The organism is Tenacibaculum salmonis (genome assembly GCF_041053065.1).
GTDB classification, from domain to species: domain Bacteria; phylum Bacteroidota; class Bacteroidia; order Flavobacteriales; family Flavobacteriaceae; genus Polaribacter; species Polaribacter pacificus_A.
Map to the genome: position 1 here is coordinate 2,607,712 of NZ_JBFCVV010000001.1, position 17,569 is coordinate 2,625,280.

The 17,569-nt window shown below is 27.8% G+C and carries 13 protein-coding genes; 7 read left to right on the forward strand and 6 right to left on the reverse strand.

Going from position 1 to position 17,569, the window contains the following annotated elements; all coding sequences use genetic code 11:
* Nucleotides 1-5: 5 nt before the first annotated feature.
* From moeB to AB0T67_RS11545, 4 genes are all read left to right on the forward strand, one after another.
* Entirely contained in the window at nucleotides 6-1,061 is a 1,056-nt protein-coding gene (gene moeB / locus AB0T67_RS11530; RefSeq protein WP_369220405.1) for a molybdopterin-synthase adenylyltransferase MoeB, read from the forward strand.
* A 111-nt stretch (nucleotides 1,062-1,172) separates the two neighbouring features.
* Entirely contained in the window at nucleotides 1,173-4,199 is a 3,027-nt protein-coding gene (locus AB0T67_RS11535; protein ID WP_369220406.1) for a WGR domain-containing protein, read from the forward strand.
* Nucleotides 4,200-4,213: 14 nt separating this feature from the next.
* Nucleotides 4,214-5,845 (forward strand): SWIM zinc finger family protein, encoded by a 1,632-nt coding sequence (locus AB0T67_RS11540; RefSeq protein WP_369220407.1) that lies wholly within the window; start codon nucleotides 4,214-4,216, stop codon nucleotides 5,843-5,845.
* A gap of 255 nt (nucleotides 5,846-6,100) precedes the next feature.
* On the forward strand, nucleotides 6,101-7,618 hold the full coding sequence (locus AB0T67_RS11545; protein WP_369220408.1) for a reverse transcriptase family protein: 1,518 nt from the start codon (nucleotides 6,101-6,103) through the stop codon (nucleotides 7,616-7,618).
* A gap of 57 nt (nucleotides 7,619-7,675) precedes the next feature.
* Here the strand turns inward: AB0T67_RS11545 and AB0T67_RS11550 are convergent, their stop codons facing one another.
* From AB0T67_RS11550 to rlmH, 6 genes are all read right to left on the reverse strand, one after another.
* Nucleotides 7,676-8,716: a M28 family metallopeptidase gene (locus tag AB0T67_RS11550; RefSeq protein WP_369220409.1), complete on the reverse strand. Its 1,041-nt coding sequence runs from the start codon at nucleotides 8,714-8,716 to the stop codon at nucleotides 7,676-7,678.
* Between the two features lie 68 nt (nucleotides 8,717-8,784).
* Complete coding sequence (locus AB0T67_RS11555; protein WP_369220410.1) at nucleotides 8,785-9,582, reverse strand: ABC transporter ATP-binding protein; 798 nt, start codon at nucleotides 9,580-9,582, stop codon at nucleotides 8,785-8,787.
* A gap of 2 nt (nucleotides 9,583-9,584) precedes the next feature.
* On the reverse strand, nucleotides 9,585-10,616 hold the full coding sequence (locus AB0T67_RS11560) for a FecCD family ABC transporter permease (protein ID WP_369220411.1): 1,032 nt from the start codon (nucleotides 10,614-10,616) through the stop codon (nucleotides 9,585-9,587).
* Nucleotides 10,617-11,195 (reverse strand): non-canonical purine NTP diphosphatase, encoded by a 579-nt coding sequence (locus AB0T67_RS11565; protein ID WP_369220412.1) that lies wholly within the window; start codon nucleotides 11,193-11,195, stop codon nucleotides 10,617-10,619.
* A 200-nt stretch (nucleotides 11,196-11,395) separates the two neighbouring features.
* Nucleotides 11,396-12,238 carry a coiled-coil domain-containing protein gene (locus tag AB0T67_RS11570; protein WP_369220413.1) on the reverse strand — a complete coding sequence of 281 codons (843 nt, stop codon included), beginning with the start codon at nucleotides 12,236-12,238 and terminating at the stop codon, nucleotides 11,396-11,398.
* A gap of 164 nt (nucleotides 12,239-12,402) precedes the next feature.
* On the reverse strand, nucleotides 12,403-12,876 hold the full coding sequence (rlmH, locus tag AB0T67_RS11575; RefSeq protein WP_369220414.1) for a 23S rRNA (pseudouridine(1915)-N(3))-methyltransferase RlmH: 474 nt from the start codon (nucleotides 12,874-12,876) through the stop codon (nucleotides 12,403-12,405).
* Between the two features lie 115 nt (nucleotides 12,877-12,991).
* On the opposite strand from rlmH, the gene AB0T67_RS11580 reads away from it, so the two are divergent.
* The 3 genes from AB0T67_RS11580 to AB0T67_RS11590 are packed head-to-tail and all read left to right on the forward strand — an operon-like array spanning nucleotide 12,992 to nucleotide 17,413.
* A complete protein-coding gene (locus tag AB0T67_RS11580) occupies nucleotides 12,992-14,353 on the forward strand; it encodes a glycoside hydrolase family 71/99-like protein (RefSeq protein WP_369220415.1) in 1,362 nt (453 codons plus the stop codon).
* 59 nt (nucleotides 14,354-14,412) lie between these two features.
* Nucleotides 14,413-15,273 carry a carboxylating nicotinate-nucleotide diphosphorylase gene (gene nadC / locus AB0T67_RS11585; protein ID WP_369220416.1) on the forward strand — a complete coding sequence of 287 codons (861 nt, stop codon included), beginning with the start codon at nucleotides 14,413-14,415 and terminating at the stop codon, nucleotides 15,271-15,273.
* 16 nt (nucleotides 15,274-15,289) lie between these two features.
* The gene (locus tag AB0T67_RS11590) at nucleotides 15,290-17,413 is read left to right on the forward strand and encodes a M3 family metallopeptidase (protein ID WP_369220417.1); all 2,124 of its coding nucleotides are present in this window, start codon (nucleotides 15,290-15,292) and stop codon (nucleotides 17,411-17,413) included.
* Nucleotides 17,414-17,569: the final 156 nt, after the last annotated feature.

Below are 17,569 nucleotides of genomic sequence, written 5' to 3' on the forward strand. Positions count from 1 at the left end.
AAAAAATGAGCTTAACAGAAGAAGAAAAAAAACAATATAACCGCCATCTTATTTTAGAGAAAATAGGTTCAGTAGGGCAGTTGAAATTAAAAAATGCTAAAGTTTTAGTAATAGGTGCTGGCGGATTAGGGTGTCCTGTATTACAATATTTAACAGCAGCAGGAGTTGGTACAATTGGTATTATTGATGATGATGTGGTAGATCAAAGTAATTTACAACGTCAAATTTTATATACAATTGATGATATTGGAGTTTCGAAAGCAGAGACTGCAGCAAAACGATTATCAAGGTTAAATCCGTTTGTGAAATTTAACGTGTATAAAGAACAATTAACACGATTAAATGCTATTTCATTATTTGAAGAATATGATGTTATTGTTGATGGAAGTGATAATTTTTCGACACGTTATTTAACAAATGATGCCGCCGTAATTACAAAAAAACCATTAGTATATGGTGCAATTTTTAAGTTTGAAGGGCAGGTAAGTGTCTTTAATTATAAAGGAAGCGGAACATATAGGTGTTTATATCCTACGCCACCAAAACCTGATGAATCACCAAATTGTTCGCAAATTGGGGTTTTAGGTGTTTTACCTGGTATTATAGGTAGTTTACAAGCTAATGAAGCTATCAAAATAATTTGTGAAATAGGTGATGTTTTATCGAATAAATTATTGATGTATGATACCTTAACAATGCGTCAAATGGTTTTAGATTTTGAAAAAAATGTAGAAGTATCAATTACAAAATTAGAGGAAAATTATGATTTTTTCTGTGGTATTATTGAAGCTGAAAATGAAATAACAATAGAAGAGTTACAAATTGATTTATTAAAATATAATCTTTTAGATGTTCGTGAAGATTGGGAAAGAGAGGAACATCATATTGGAGGACAGCATATTCGTTTAGTAGAATTACCAGACCGATTAAATGAAATTGACACAACGAAACCTGTAATTGTATATTGTAAATCGGGTATTCGAAGTAAAAGAGCCATCTCTTTCTTAGAAGATTCATTAAAAGAAGCTATTTTAATAAATCTTAAAAATGGTTTAAATTAAAAAAACACGTATTTACTTCTTATTTTAAAAGTAAATACGTGTTAAAAACAATAAATAAGTGTCTATTTTCTAAATTATTGATATATTTAAAGTCTTAAAAAAATCTAAGCCTTGAAATTAATCAAACAAAAGAAATTATATTTTTTAGACGAAAAATCAGACAAAGTTTATGAAGTTGACTTATGTGAAAGTCAAGATTTATTTATAGTAAACTTTAGATATGGTAGAAGAGGCGCGAGTTTAAGAGAAGGAACAAAAACTGTTTTTCCTGTATCTTATGAAGAAGCTGAGAAAATCTTCAATAAATTAGTAGTAAGTAAAGAAAAGAAAGGATATTCAGAAGATGCTAAAGTAACAGCTCAAGAACTTGAAAATCCGAAGAAAGAAGAAAATACTACAAGAAAAGATACTATTTTAAAGTATTTAAATCAAGCTCTAAAAGGAACTTATACCAGAAATTGGAAAGTATCTAGAATTATAAATAGAGTTGGTGCTTTAAAAATAAAAGAAGCAATACCCTTAATAGCTCAGTTTATCCATTCATCAGATGAGTTTGAACAGTATAATACACTTTCTGTTTTAATCGATTTTAATGAATCAGGTTATATTGAAGACGCAATTAAAATCTTCAAAAAAGATACTTTTAATACAATTGGAGGTAGAATTTCTGCTGCTTATATTTTAAGATACGGAAATACTTCAGATATAAAAATAGTACAAAACGAAGTTGCAAAGCATATTACAAAAACTGAAATAGATTCTTTAGCAATACAGTTTTTAGGAGAAGGAAGTAAAAATCCGATGTTGTTATTTTATGCTTATATTCATTATTATAATAATAATGTTGAGAGAGCGATTTTATTTGATATAATAGAAAAAATCCCTTTAAAAGTAAATACTTTTAAGTCTATACGTTATATTTATAGAACAGCCTATACAACAAATGATACGCAATTTTTTGCATTAGTATCTAAACGAATCGCTATTAGTAACGCAAGTTATACATCTGATTATCCATATATAAATGATGAATATGATTGGGTAGAAGCATCCGAAGAAAAGAAAAAAACAAATCCGAGAATTGCTTTTTCAGGAAAAACAAAAAACTATTTTAATAAAAATACGTATCAGAAAGTATATACTTTAAGTATTGATAATCAAGAAGCATATATTGAATATGCTAAAGAATTATTATGTTCTTTAAATGATAAGATAGATGTAGCCCCTGAAAATACAACAAGTGAATGGTTTTATAACGAATCTAAAAGGAAGTATGAAGTAGAAAATCGTAAGTATCCTAAATATCATCAATTTTTAGCTTTAATGTATATTTTGTATGGAAATTCAACAAGATTTAAATGTGTAGGTAATAAATGGTTTTATATAGATGAACTTACTGATAACAGTATAAGGGAAGATATTCTTCCAACTGTTTGGAATGAAAAATCAGAAGAAGTATTGTATATTCTTGCCAATGCAAAAAGTAGTATTGCTGTTGATTTTTCGTTAAAAATTATAAAAGAAAATCCTCATTTTTTAGAAAATTTATCAGAAGAAATAGTAACAAAATTAATACGACACTATCATCCGAAGGTATTAGATTTAATAGCTGAGGTTTTAGAGCAAAAATATGCGACTACAGAAGCACCTGAAGATATTTTATTGATTTTAATATCTTCAAAAAATAAAAAAGCTGTTGAATTAGGAATAAAATGGTTAGATAAACATGAAGCTTCATATTTATCAAGTACTTTTTTAATATCAAAATTATTACTTACAGATGAGGTTTTAGTTATTGGTTATTTAATCAATTTATATAAAAATGATGTAGCTTATACTACGCCAATATTTATAGATGATTTAATAACATTGTTTGATGAATCATCTAATTATACTTCTGAGTTTTTAATAGCAGTTAATTATTTAATCGGTAGTACATTTTTTGGTAAATTATTAAGTACTACACCTGTTCAATATATTATTAGTTTATCGGCTTCAAACTCTGTAACAAATCAGTTGTTTGCAATTAATTTAGCAAAACACAATACTACATCTGTTTACGAACTTTTTAAAGATACTTATAAAGAATATATTACTTCAGATGAAGCTATTTTAAGAACTGCAGGTATTGAACTTTTAACATATTTTCCTGATGAGTTCTTATTAGAAAATAAACAAAATATTATTGGTTTTTGTTTTTCAGAAGATGAAGCAGTTAGAAAAGCAATACAACCAACAATTCGTAAATTAATTCATTTAGATGAAGAGTTTAAAGAATATTTACGTAAAAAATTATTAGTTTCATTAACAGAAGATGAAATTTATGAAGGATTACATCAAAATTGTTATAAAACTTTAATACAATTTTATGGAACTCAAAAAGATGCAGTATCTCAAGAAGAAATAATCGCATTAATTTTATCTAAACACGAATTTGCACAGAAGTTAGGAACTCCACTTTTTGAGAGAAGAGTAGATATGAATAACTTAAAAATGTCTGAATTAGTACGTTTAGCACATAGTGATGTATTTTCTGTAAGAACACAATTACATAATTATTTTAAAAATAACGTAGCCAGAGTAAATTACGAATTAGAAGAAGCATTGCCTATTTTTAATACAAATTGGCAAGATGTTATTGATTGGGCTGATGAGTATTTCAGAATTCATATTGAACCTGAAAATTGGAGCGTACCATTACTTTTATATGTGTGTGACCATGTAAAAGAACAAGTACAATTGTTAGGTAGAAGTTTAATTACAACTCATTTTTCAGAAGAAAAAGGATTACCATTACTTGTTAGTTTACAAGAGCATCCAACAAAAAACATGCAGTTTTTTGTAACCAATTATTTAGAAGGATATGCTTCGGATAATATTAAAGTTACCTTACAATTAGAAGATTATTTTAAAACAACCTTATTTTATATTAATACCAATAGAGCAACAAAAACAAGAGTATATTCTTTTTTAGAAAATCAATCTAAAAAATATAAAGAAATTGCTGAAATGACAGTAAGAGTTTTAACAGCTATTTTAGATACAAAAACAGCTATTGATAAAAATAAAGTTATAGAGATTTTAATTACTATATCTGAAATACATACAGATGTAGAAGTACCATTATTAATTAAATAATAGTAAGAAAAAGAATGAAGTTTAATTTTAAATATAGTGGTAATAGTAGTGTTAGTAATACCATTGCATCTACAGGGGTAAGTTTTGCTCCTGATACATTAAGAGAGCCTACATATTTTGTAGGAAGCTTAGATAAAAAAATTCCTTTTAGAGAGGCTATTTCAGCTTTACATCATGTAGTAATTGCTGATTTTAATTTTCAACCAAAAGATAATACAGAATACTTAGCTTGGTTAAAAGGTCAGGAAGAGGTATGGATTGCCGAAGCAACAGCTCAATTATCAGGATTAAAAGAAGATATTAATCATCTTCAAGAAAAATTAAAAAAATTACGCCTAAAAAGAGAAGAAATTACAAAGCCTTTTTATGATGCGCAACGAAAATATTTTAATTATCTATATAAACGAGATTATGCTGCTTGGTTTGTTTTAGACCCAGTAATTACAGTACACCCAGACCAAGTATTTTTTGAGTGTTTTAGTCAAGATGAATCTGTTTATGGAAAATTATCTTGTGGTTATGATGTCTTTAAAAATATAAATGAGTTTAAATGTGGAACTACAAATATTGATTATTCGAAAGAATTATATAATGAGTTTCAGAAAATAAGAACTTATAAAGAAACAGAGTTTAAAGTAGATCCAACGGGTTTTGATGTAAAAACAACAGGAGAAGATACTTATAGAGAAGTAAAAATTGATTTACCAGATAGTTGGGTTCGTGGTTTTTTACAAGTAAGTAGTGCCATGACAAGTGATAAAGTATCTTTTGATTTGCATCCTGTGGATATTGCTAATTTTATATCAGTATTAAAAAGGCACAAAGAAAAGAAAGGACCAAGAGCGATAAAATATATCTTAAAACCTGGTAAACCTATTATTGCTGTTTTTGAACCTTGGAATATTGAAGTGGCTTGTTTACAATCTATATATAAAGGTGATGAAGAAAAAGAAATAAGAGTTTGGGGAAGAAGAAGAATAACGCTTTTAGAACGATTATTGCCAATTACTACTAAATTTACTGTTCATTTATTGGGTAGTGGTATGCCATCTTTTTACATCGCACATTTGGCAAATGATATGTATTTTACATTAGGATTATCTGGTTGGACAGCCAATGATTGGACGCAAACAACTAATTTAGATTTACTTTCGCCTAGAGGACAAGTTTCTTCAAAAACGATGCAAACTATTTATTTGGCATTGCGAAAGGATTGGTTAAATACTCCAAGTAATTTAGCTAAAGATTTAGGATTAGATAAAACAATTGTAACACAATCATTACAAACTTTTACACAAGCAGGAAAAGTAGTGTACGATTTAAAGAATAATGTATATCGAATTCGAGAATTAAAAAAAGATGGAATTGATTTAGATAGCTTACGTTTTTCTAATGAAATTGATAAAACAGCTTATGAATTAATGGAATCAGGTGCTGTTGAAAATTTAAAAACAAGTATTGAAAATAATAATATAAACATAAATGCGACAGTAAGTAATAATTATAAAACAAGTGTACTGATTAATAACGACCTTCAAATCGTTGATGCTAAGTGTACTTGCAGTTATTATCATCAAAATAAAATGACAAAAGGACCTTGTGAACATATTTTAGCCACAAGAATCGCTTTTGATAAAAAAAATTAATATATTTAAACCTTGGTAGTAATAAGATAACAACCTTGCAATCTGATTGGTGTATCGCCAATCTAGCTTACAGACACCGAACGCGTCACTGACTCGAACTTAACTTGTGAAATAGGTACTATAATGCCATTTCCTGTTATACTTCTTCGAAGTGAAATAGCACTATAGTACCTATTTCACTGGAGTTGTTCAATTCAGTCTTTAGAATTGTACGAAGGAAAAAAATATACATCTTATTGCTACCTTTTTTGTTTTATGGATAATTCAGCTACGAGAAAACAAGAGATTTACGATAAAATTAAAGAATCATCAAAACATGAATTTATTCTTTCAGAAATGAAACGATTAGGTTTTTGGGGTGATGATAACGTAGATTTTGAAAAAGTAAACGCCTTTTTAAAAGAAGAAAATGCCTTATCTGGTGATTTATCAAAACTTTTAAAAAAGGAAAGATTAATAAAAGATACAGATGCTTTTATCGCTAATAAACACAAAGAGCGAAAGAAGTTATCAAAAGAAAAACAAAAAGAAACTAAGCTTAAAAGAGAGCAAATCCGTAAGGAAAAGGCTGAAAAATGGCATCAGACTAAAAAAGAAGATATTACTTATTTAGGTACTGGTTATTCTCATCAGTTAAATGACACTCAAATAGATGAGGTAAGACTGAAAGAAGCTGGTTTACCAATTTATCATTCGGTAAAAGATTTGGCAGAGGCTATGAAAATTACTGTAAATGAACTTCGGTTTTTAGCTTTTTCAAGAAAAAACTCACAAATTGAACACTACAAACGTTTTAAAGTTGCTAAAAAATCAGGTGGATACCGTTTAATTTCTGCGCCAATGCCTCGTTTGAAAATAGCGCAACACTTTATTCTAGAAAATATTTTGAATAAAGTAATTGTTCATAATAAAGCTCATGGTTGTGTCAGAGAAAAATCAATTATTAGTAATGCAATGCCTCATTTAAATAAAGCGGTTGTTATTAATCAAGATTTGAAAAACTTTTTTCCGTCAGTTACTTATAAAAGAATAAAAGGCGTTTTTAAATCTTTAGGCTATTCAGAACAATTAGCAGTTGTTTTTGCATTGTTGTGTTCAGAAGCTAAAATTTTAGATATTTCGTTATTAGGTGAAAATTATTTTTCACAAAAAAGAGGAGAACGTTTTTTACCACAAGGTTCGCCTTGTAGCCCTGCGATAACCAATATTTTGTGTCGTAAAATGGATTATCGATTAGATGGTTTAGCTAAAAAATATGGTTTTGATTATTCTAGATATGTTGATGATACTACTTTTTCAGGAAATCAAGCACAATTTAAACACATTACGGCGATATTAAAATATTCTAAAAAAATCATATCCGAAGAAAATTTTAATTTGCATCCTGATAAGCTTAAAATAATGAAGCGAAATCAACGACAAGAAGTAACTGGTATTGTGGTGAATGAAAAATTAAATATCAATAAAAAATCATTAAAACGTTTTAGAGCATTGTTATATCAAATTGAAAAAGAAGGTATCGCAGGAAAAACTTGGAACGGCGGACTGAATGTTTTAGCTGAAATAGATGGATATGCAAATTATATTTATCAAGTAGATAAAGAAAAAGGTGCTAAATATAAAAGTCAAGTAGCAGATATTTTAAAAGCACATTCTTATAAAGAAAGTCATCAAGAAAAATATGTTAAAAAAGTTGAAGGAATATCTTCTAAAACAGAAAATACCGAAGATTTTGGGCTGTTAAAAAAAATAAGTTCTTTCTTTAAAAAGTAAAGACTTTAAACTAAAAAAACTCACCTATTTGGTGAGTTTTTTTATAAAAAAATATTATTATTTAGTAGCTATTTTATCTACTGTTATACGGTCTTCACGATTTGCAACTTCCCAAGCAGTATGAAAAACTAAACGAGTTCTGTTTTCTAACAGTTCATAGTTAATTTTATCTGCGGTATCGGTTGGCTTATGATAATCTTCATGCGTTCCGTTAAAATAGAAAATCACAGGAATATTATGTTTAGCAAAGTTATAATGATCTGAACGATAGTAAAAACGATTCGGATCATTTTCATCATTATATTTATAATCTAAAGCAATATTTGTGTATTTTTTATTCATCGCTTCAGATATATTATGTAACTCTGTACTTAATTTATCTGCTCCAATTAAATACACATAATTAGGAGTCTTTTCATGAAATTCATCAACTCTACCAATCATATCAATATTTAAATTGGTAACTGTATTTTTTAAAGGAAAAATAGGATTTTCAGTATAATATTTCGAACCTAATAAACCTTTTTCTTCTCCTGTTACATGTAAAAATAATATAGAGCGTTTAGGACGTTTCCCCGCATCAACCGCTTTTTTAAAGGCTTCTGCAATTTCTAATATTGCTACTGTACCAGAACCATCATCATCGGCACCGTTATAAATTTCACCATCTTTAATTCCTTCATGATCTAAATGTGCAGAAATAACTATGATTTCATCAGGTTTTTCAGAACCTTTAATAAATGCAAGTACATTTTCAGAATCTTTTAAAGTTAAATCTCTACGGTTATTACTTAAATAAGTACTAGGTACTTTTTGAAAATATTCCGAACCACCTAAAGGCGATTGAATACCTTGAGTAATATAAAAATCTTTTAAATAATTAACTGCTTTTTTCTGACCAGGTTCACCAGTATCTCTACCTTCAAATTCATCTGAAGCATATATGAATAAATGTTTTCCTAAATCTTTAGCTGTAATCGTTTTTGCAAATTTTTCAGCATAATCTACATTTTTTTCGGCATCAATATTTACAGTCTCTTTCGTCGTTCCACAAGCTATAAATGCGATTGCACTAGCTACATAAAGTATCTTTTTCATCAATAAATAAAGGGTTTTTAGTGTTTAATTGGTATCCAAAAATAAGAAATACTTACTAAACTTCAAATTTAATTTTTTTTGATGATGAATTGTTCTAGAGTTTTATTAAAAACAATAAGTTCTTTTGGAAATAAAGTTTCAAAAGCATTTTGATGAATTAGCTCTTTAGCTGTTCCGTTATAAAGTTGATTTTCAGATAATAAAATAAATTCATCGGCAAGTTGAATAGCCAGATTTACTTCGTGTGTAGAAATAATAATTGTTTTACCCGTTTTTTTAACTAACTGTTTTAATAAAGAAAACACTTTAAAAGTATGATGAATATCTAAATGCGCAGTTGGTTCGTCTAAAATAATAATTTCAGTATCCTGAGCCAATGCCCGAGCAATAAGTACACGTTGTAATTGCCCATCGCTTAATTCGTAAAAACGTTTATCTTTTAAATGCTCGATAGCTGTTTGTTCAATTGCCCAAAGAATTTTTTCAATGTCTTTTTCTGATAATTTATCAATCCAATTTGTATAAGGTTGTCGTCCTAAGGCGATTAATTCAAAAACTGTTAATTGGCTTTGAGGTAAGCGTTCGGTTAATACCAAACTTAATGTAGTTGCTAATTCTTGATACGAATATTCTGTACTATTTTTTTGATTAATTTCAATAGTTCCGCTTAACGGCTCTTGTACTTTAGAAAGTGTACGTAATAAAGTTGATTTACCAATTCCATTTTTTCCTAAAAGTGCAACAAATTTTCCTTTTTGAATAGATAAATTAATATCCGAAGCAATAACATTTTGTTGCTTTTTTGATTGATATCCTATAGAAAGGTTTTCAATTTTAAGAATGGTATTTTTTTTAGAGTTTTCCAAATTTACACGTATATTTTCTTTTTTCGGACTAATAACCAAATTACAACAGGCGCACCAAATAAAGAGGTTATCGCATTAATTGGTAAGGTAAAATCGCTAGTAGGTAATTGTGCAATAGCATCGCAAATTAATAAAGCGATAGCGCCAATAATAGCACAGGCTGGTAATAATATTTTATGATTAGAGGTTGTAAAAATCATTTTAGCAATATGAGGTATCGCAATACCTATAAAGGCGATAGGTCCTGAAAAAGCTGTAATTACACCTGTTAACAAACTTGTAATCAGCAAAATAATATTTCGACTTTTTTTGATGTTTATTCCTAAGCTTTTTGCATAATTCTCACCTAATAAAAAACTATTCAAAGGTTTTATAACACTAAAAGTACTAATAATTCCGATACAATAAATACTTCCAAAAACGGCAATTTCTTGCCACGATAAATTTCCTAAACTTCCAAAACTCCAAAATAAATATTGTTGAATTTTATTTGCATCACTAAAATAAGATAATACACTAATTATTGCTGAGGTTAACGAACCAAACATTAAACCGATAACTAAAATAGACATTGTGTTTCTTACTTTATTAGCGGCTATAATTACTGCGGATAAAACAAAAAAAGAACCGATACTAGCGGCTATAGCCATTGCCCAGTTAGACATGGTTATGGTAACTAAAGCTCCGCCAAACAAACCAGAGCCTAAAATAAGTAAAGCTACGCCCAAACTTGCACCAGAAGAAACACCTAATACAAAAGGACCTGCTAGCGGGTTTCGAAACAAAGTTTGCATTAATAGTCCGCAAATAGCCAAACCAGAGCCTACCATAATTGCGGTTATTGCTTTTGGTAATCGAAAATTTAAAATAATTGTTTGCCAACTATCTTTAGAGGCAAGACCACCTGTTAATGATTTAAAAATATCTTCAAAAGGAATTGATACCGAACCTAAACTTATGTTTGTAAAGAAAAAAATAACGAGTAAAACAAATAGAAAAATAAAGTGATTAGTGTATTTTTTTGAAGTACTCAATTAGTCGATTGATTTTAAAAATTCAACTAATTTTTGTATTGCTAATCCACGGTGACTAATAATGTTTTTTTCTTCGGATGTCATTTGTGCAAACGATTTATTATATCCTTCAGGTTGAAAAATAGGATCGTATCCGAAGCCTTTTTCTCCTTGTTTTTCGGTTAAAATATCACCTTTGCAAATACCGTTAAATAAAAATTGTTTTCCGTTTAAATTTAAGCAAATAGAAGTTCTAAATTGAGCTTTTCTGTTTTCATTTCCATTTAATTCTGTTAACAATTTTTTCATGTTGTTTTCAGAATTACTAGGTTCTCCCGAATAACGAGCCGAGTAAACACCTGGTTGGTTATTTAAGCTTTCAACTTCTAGCCCTGTATCATCAGCAAAACAATTCAATTGAAATTTTTCGGTAATATGATTTGCTTTTATTTTAGCATTTCCTTCTAAAGTAGTGGCTGTTTCTTCAATATCATCAAAACAATTAATATCTTTTAAAGAAAGTAATTCAATACTATTTGGAAGCATTTTTTGAACTTCTGCTAATTTATTTAAGTTATTTGTGGCAAAAACAAGTTTCATTTATCAAAATTTTTATGATAACAAATGTATCATTTTTTATCATCTTTGTAATTACTATTTTCCTTTTTATCAAAAGGATAAAATCCTGTATGTATTGTTAATAAAGGAAATTTGTGTGTGTATTTCTTTTATAATATCAAAAAAAAATGAAATATAGATACTTCTATATTTCATTTTTTGACAAGAATAATAAAAGAAATTTATCCTTTTAATTTATTTAATTCTAGTTGTTTTGCATCTATTTCTGCTTGTATCTTATTTAAACGTTCTTCAATTTTAATAATGATAGCTTCTTTACGATTAATACTTTCTTTAGATGTTGTAGTGTCTAATTTTGCGTTTTCTAATTTGGTTTTCATTCTTGCTAAACCTTCTTTACCGCTACTTAAAATTTCTTGATTAATACTGATATCATCTTCATAATCGCTAATTAAAGTACTTTTTTCTTTAACTATAGATTTTTCTTCAGCTTTAATTTCGTTTTCTATTTGTTTTAATTTTTCAGCTTCTAAATGTAATAGCTCTTGTTCTTTTAAATAAGCAATTTCTTTAGCTTTACGTATTTCTTCTAGTTTTCTATGTGCGTTTTCTAATTCTTGTTTACGTAAAGCTAATTCACTTAATGTATTATCTGTATTTTGAATAGATTTAGTAATTGTAGTTTTTTTAACCTTTTTTTCAATTTTATTATCTTCTTTACTCTTTTTTCTTGCTAATTTTCTTTCAATTGAAACTAACTCTCTTTTTTGGTTTTCAATTTGAGAATTAAGTTTTGTTAGTTTTAATTGTATATTATCAACAATTTTTTCTTTTCTTGTAATTGATTCTTTAGTAGCTTTTTTACTTTCTTTAAAGTTGTCTAAATTTGCTTTTACACGTTTTAAAGCTTTAATACCGCTCATTAAAACTTCTTCGTTAGCACTAATTTTATTTTTTTGAATCTTTATTTGTTTTTTTAAAGTTTTAATTTCGTTTTGAGCAGGTGCTTGCTGTATAATAAATGTTAAAAAAACAGTTGTTAATATAAATTTTAAGGTATTCATAATGAAATGTTTATTGTGTTGAATTCTTGTTTTTTGGGGGCAACAAAAATACAATTTTAAAATTGTAAAAACATTTGAAGAATGTTAAAATATATATAATTAATAAGTGTTCTTCACCCTAGGAGAAAAAGAGACTAAAGTGTTGATAAATATAATATTACAATTTACTCATGATGATAAGGTTCATTACGTAAAATAGTAAATCCTCTATAAATTTGTTCAACAATAAATAGGCGTATCATTTGGTGAGAAAAAGTCATTTTTGATAAGGATATTTTTCCATTAGCTTTCTTGTAAACGGCATCAGAAAAACCATAAGGACCTCCAATAACTAATACTAATTGTTTAATACCTGAATTCATTTTTTTTTGTAAATACTTAGAAAACTCAATAGATGTAAAGTCTTTTCCTTTATCATCTAATAAAACTAATTGGTCGGTAGGTTGTAATTTGGCTAAAATAAGTTCTCCTTCTTTTTCCTTTTGTTGAGCTTCACTAAGGTTTTTTACATTTTTAATATCAGGGATAATTTCTAAATCAAATTTTATATAATGTTTTAATCTATTTTGATATTCTTCTATTAAGTTAATAAGGTTTTTATTATCAGTTTTACCTATGGTAAGCAGTTTTATTTTCATTGTAAAATATTTTAAATCACAAAAATATATTAAATAACATAAGAATTTTTGGTAATTTTTAAATATATTTATAAGAATTAAAGTATTGCTAACTAAATATTTGACTATGAAAAAGATGAAAAATGTACTGTGTTTTTTTGTGATAATTACAATTATTTCTTGTTCTGAAAACAATATTGAAGAAATACATGTTAAAGAATTAACAGAATTGGAAGAAGTAGAAAAATTATATGATAGTTGGATAAATGGAGCTGAAAATTATGATTTAGAAGATATTGTAGCACAGGAAAAAAATAAGGTACAAAATAAGTTTTTTAATACTCAGGTAATTGAACAACAAACAGGCAAAGGAATTTATGTACATTATATGCCTTGGTTTGAATCTGAAGAAACAGATGGTGTTTGGGGACAACATTGGACAATGACAAATAAAAATCCTAATCTAATTGATTCAAATGGTAAAAGAGAAATAGCCTCACATTATTATCCGTTAATAGGTCCGTATTCTACAAATGATAAAGACTTACAACAATATCATTTATTATTAATCAAATTATCAGGTGTAGATGGTGTTATTTTTGATTGGTATGGTAAAAGAGATGTGTTAGATTTTGAAAGTATAAAACAAAATACAGAAAGCTTTATAGGTGAGTTAGAAAAAACTACTTTAAGTTTTGCGATAATGTATGAAGATAGAGTAATTAGAGAGCAATCAAGAAGATTAACTGATGTACAACTTAATCAAGCTCAAGAGGATATTAAATATATTGAGCAAAAATATATGTTTAATAATAATTATATTCATATAAATAGAGCACCTTTGTTAATGGTTTTTGGACCTAGTTATATAAATGATTCTTATGATTGGAATTTAATACTTAATTCTCTAGAAAATAATGTAAATGCATTAACATTATGGGGAGCTAGTAATATATTAGGAGAAGGTAATTCTTCTGGTGAATATGCTTGGATTGATAAAGAACATCTTCAAACATTATCAGGATATTATAATAATGTAATTGATTATAGCCAAAATATTGTAGGAGGTATTTCGTATCCTCGATTTAATGACTTTTATGTTGAGGGTGGTTGGAAATCTCCTTTAGAAGATAGTTGGACGTTAACAGATAATGGGTTAGAAACTTTTAGAGAGTCTTTTGATGAATCATTAAAACATCCTATAGACTTTATTCAAATTGCTACTTGGAATGATTTTGGAGAAGGGACTCAAATAGAACCAACTCTTGAATTTGGATTTCAACATTTAGAATTATTACAAGAATACACAGAAACTACTTTTTTAAAAGAAGATTTACGAGTTCCATATTATATTTATAAATTAAGAAAAAAACATCCAAATAATAAAATGGTTCAGTTTTTAATGGATATAGCTTATCGTAATGCTATGAATAATAATATTTTAAAGGCTAAAAGATTAGTTGCTTTAACAATATTTTATTTTGGAGATGATTTTTAATCTTGTAGTATTTAATTATTGATGAAAACACTATTTTTACATCAGAATAAATGTAAATCATGATATCAAAAGAACAATTTAATAAAGAACTAGACCTAATAATTACAAATGCTATTAGAGAAGATATTGGAGATGGAGACCATACTTCATTATCATGTATTCCTTCGGATGCTACAGGTAAAGCTAAATTATTAGTAAAAGATGAAGGAATTATTGCTGGAATTGAATTTGCTAAAATGGTTTTTAATTATGTAGATGCTAATTTACAAGTAGAAACTTTAATTAATGATGGTGATGAGGTAAAATATGGTGATATTGCTTTTTATGTAACAGGTAAATCTCAATCTATATTAATGGCTGAACGAGTGGTTTTAAACGCAATGCAACGTATGAGTGCAATAGCTACAAAAACGAAGTTCTTTGCTAACTTATTAGAAGGAACAAAAACAAAAGTATTAGATACTCGTAAAACTACTCCAGGTATTAGAGCCATTGAAAAATGGGCAGTTAAAATTGGTGGAGGAGAAAATCACAGATTTGCTTTATACGATATGGTAATGATTAAAGATAATCATATCGATTTTGCTGGCGGAATTACACAAGCAATTACAAAAACTAAAAAGTATTTAGAAGATAAAAAACTGGACATTAAAATTATAGTAGAAGCACGTAGTTTAGAAGAAATCAAAGAGATTTTATCAAACGAAGGTGTTTACAGAATTTTAATAGATAATTTTAATTATGAAGATACTCGTAAGGCTGTGTCTTTAATAGGGGATACTTGTTTAACAGAATCATCAGGAGGAATTACAGATGAAACAATTCGTAAGTATGCAGAATGTGGTGTAGATTATATTTCATCAGGAGCTTTAACACATTCAGTTTATAATTTAGATTTAAGTTTAAAAGCAGTAGATTAATTTAATTTTTAGTAACATGAAAAAACATATAATTGTAGCAACAACATTAGCATTAGCAATATCTTGTACTACAAACGAAACTAAAAATACTAAAAAAGAAATTAAGATAGAAAATACAACGCTTATGGCAAATAATCCTTTAATGATTAAGAGTAGGTTAGATTATGGTACGCCAGATTTTTCGAAAATTAAAAATGAGCATTTTATGCCCGCTATTTTAGAAGGTATGAAATTGCAAAATCAAGCAATTCAGGCAATAATAAATACTAATGAAACGCCTACTTTTAAAAACACTATTCTATCTTTAGAAGAAAGTAGTAAAACATTAGACAACGTTACGGCTGTTTTTTATGCATTAACAGAAGCGAATACAAATGATACTATTAAAAGTATTCAGAAAGAATTAGCTCCAAAGTTTTCTAAACACAACGATGAGATTTTATTAAATACAAAATTGTTTGCTAAAATTAAGAAAGTATATGACGGTTTAGAAACTGCTAACTTAGATGCTGAAAGTAATCATTTAGTAAAAGAGTATTATAAGAATTTTGTAAAAGCAGGTGCTAATTTATCCGAAGATAAAAAAGAAGCTTTAAAAGATATAAATTCTGAAATAGCTACATTATCTAATGATTTTGGTAAAAAGCTATTAGATGCAAGTAAAAAAGGTGGAGTTGTTGTTACTGATGCGACAAAACTAAAAGGATTTTCTGATGATAAAATAAAATCCTTAGAAAAAGATGGTACATATGAAATTCAATTAATAAATACTACACAACAACCTTCTTTACAATCTTTAGAGAATAGAGAAATTCGTAAAGAATTATATGAAAAATCTATTCACAGGTCAGATGCAGGAATATATGATACAAGTGAATTAGTACAAAAAATGGTTTCTTTAAGAGCTAAAAAAGCTCAGATTTTAGGTTTTGATAATTATGCAAACTGGAGTTTACAAGGCACTATGGCAGGAACATCTGATGAGGTTTTTAAAATGTTTGAAGGTTTAATTCCTGAATCATTAAAAAAAGTAGCTTCAGAAACAAAAGAGATTCAAGCTGAAATGAACAAAGAAGTTAAAGATGAAACTTTAACAGCTTATGATTGGAATCATTATGCAGAAAAAGTACGTAAATCAAAATACGATTTAAACGAAGATGAGGTAAAACCATATTTTGAATTAACCAACGTTTTAGAGAAAGGTGTATTTTATGCGGCTACTAAATTATATGGAATCACTTTTAAAAAACGTACAGATTTACCAGTTTATCATGAGGATGTAGTTGTTTACGAAGTTTTTGAAGAAGATGGAAGTAAGTTAGGTTTATTTTATGGTGATTTCTTTGCCAGAGATAGTAAGCGTGGCGGTGCTTGGATGAGTGCTTTTGTAAAACAATCTAAGTTACGTAATCAAAAACCTGTAATTTATAATGTATGTAATTCACCAAAACCTGCCAAAGGAGAACCTGCTTTAATTAGTTTTGATGAGGTTGAAACAATGTTTCATGAATTTGGACACGCATTACACGGATTATTCGGAAATCAAAAATATGCTTCTATTTCAGGTACAAGTACCTCTAGAGATTTTGTAGAATTTCCTTCTCAATTTAATGAAAACTGGTCTACACATCCTGAGGTTTTAAATAATTATGCAGTGCATTATAAAACAGGAAAAGTAATTCCTGCTGAATTATTGAAAAAAATTAAAGATGCAGGAACTTTTAATCAAGGATATTCTATGATTGAAAATTTAGCTTCATCTAGTTTAGATATGAAATGGCATACAGTTTCTGTTGATACTAAAATTGAAGATGTAGCTAAGTTTGAAGAAGAAGCCTTAAAGCAAATGAAATTAAAAATTGCTGAGGTGCCACCAAGATATCGTTCTACTTATTTTGCGCATATTTTTAGTGGTGGTTACGGTGCTGGATATTATTCATATTTATGGACAGAAATGTTAAGTCATGATGCGTATGCTTGGTTCAAAGACAACGGGTTATTAACACGTGAAAACGGACAGAAATTTCGTGAGCAAGTTTTATCAAAAGGAAATACGATGGATTATGCAAAAATGTATCAAGATTTTGCAGGAAGAAATCCTGAAGCTACACCAATGCTAAAGGCAAGAGGTTTAAAATAATTCAGTTTTTGAATATATTTTTTTATAAAAATGTTGTGTTTATATTTATAAATACAACATTTTTCTTTTTTTAAGATACTTATTATTATCTTTAAATTTATTAATTACTTTGTGATTTTAGCTTTTAAAACGATTGTATCTTTGTTAAAAAAAAGT

What these genes read in the sequence shown, in the direction of transcription:
- AB0T67_RS11570 (WP_369220413.1), bottom strand. Translation starts at nt 12,238, where the DNA reads ATGAATACCTTAAAATTTATATTAACAACTGTTTTTTTAACATTTATT.
- moeB (WP_369220405.1), top strand. Translation starts at nt 6, where the DNA reads ATGAGCTTAACAGAAGAAGAAAAAAAACAATATAACCGCCATCTTATT.
- AB0T67_RS11540 (WP_369220407.1), top strand. Translation starts at nt 4,214, where the DNA reads ATGAAGTTTAATTTTAAATATAGTGGTAATAGTAGTGTTAGTAATACC.
- AB0T67_RS11580 (WP_369220415.1), top strand. Translation starts at nt 12,992, where the DNA reads ATGAAAAATGTACTGTGTTTTTTTGTGATAATTACAATTATTTCTTGT.
- rlmH (WP_369220414.1), bottom strand. Translation starts at nt 12,876, where the DNA reads ATGAAAATAAAACTGCTTACCATAGGTAAAACTGATAATAAAAACCTT.
- nadC (WP_369220416.1), top strand. Translation starts at nt 14,413, where the DNA reads ATGATATCAAAAGAACAATTTAATAAAGAACTAGACCTAATAATTACA.
- AB0T67_RS11590 (WP_369220417.1), top strand. Translation starts at nt 15,290, where the DNA reads ATGAAAAAACATATAATTGTAGCAACAACATTAGCATTAGCAATATCT.
- AB0T67_RS11550 (WP_369220409.1), bottom strand. Translation starts at nt 8,716, where the DNA reads ATGAAAAAGATACTTTATGTAGCTAGTGCAATCGCATTTATAGCTTGT.
- AB0T67_RS11545 (WP_369220408.1), top strand. Translation starts at nt 6,101, where the DNA reads ATGGATAATTCAGCTACGAGAAAACAAGAGATTTACGATAAAATTAAA.
- AB0T67_RS11565 (WP_369220412.1), bottom strand. Translation starts at nt 11,195, where the DNA reads ATGAAACTTGTTTTTGCCACAAATAACTTAAATAAATTAGCAGAAGTT.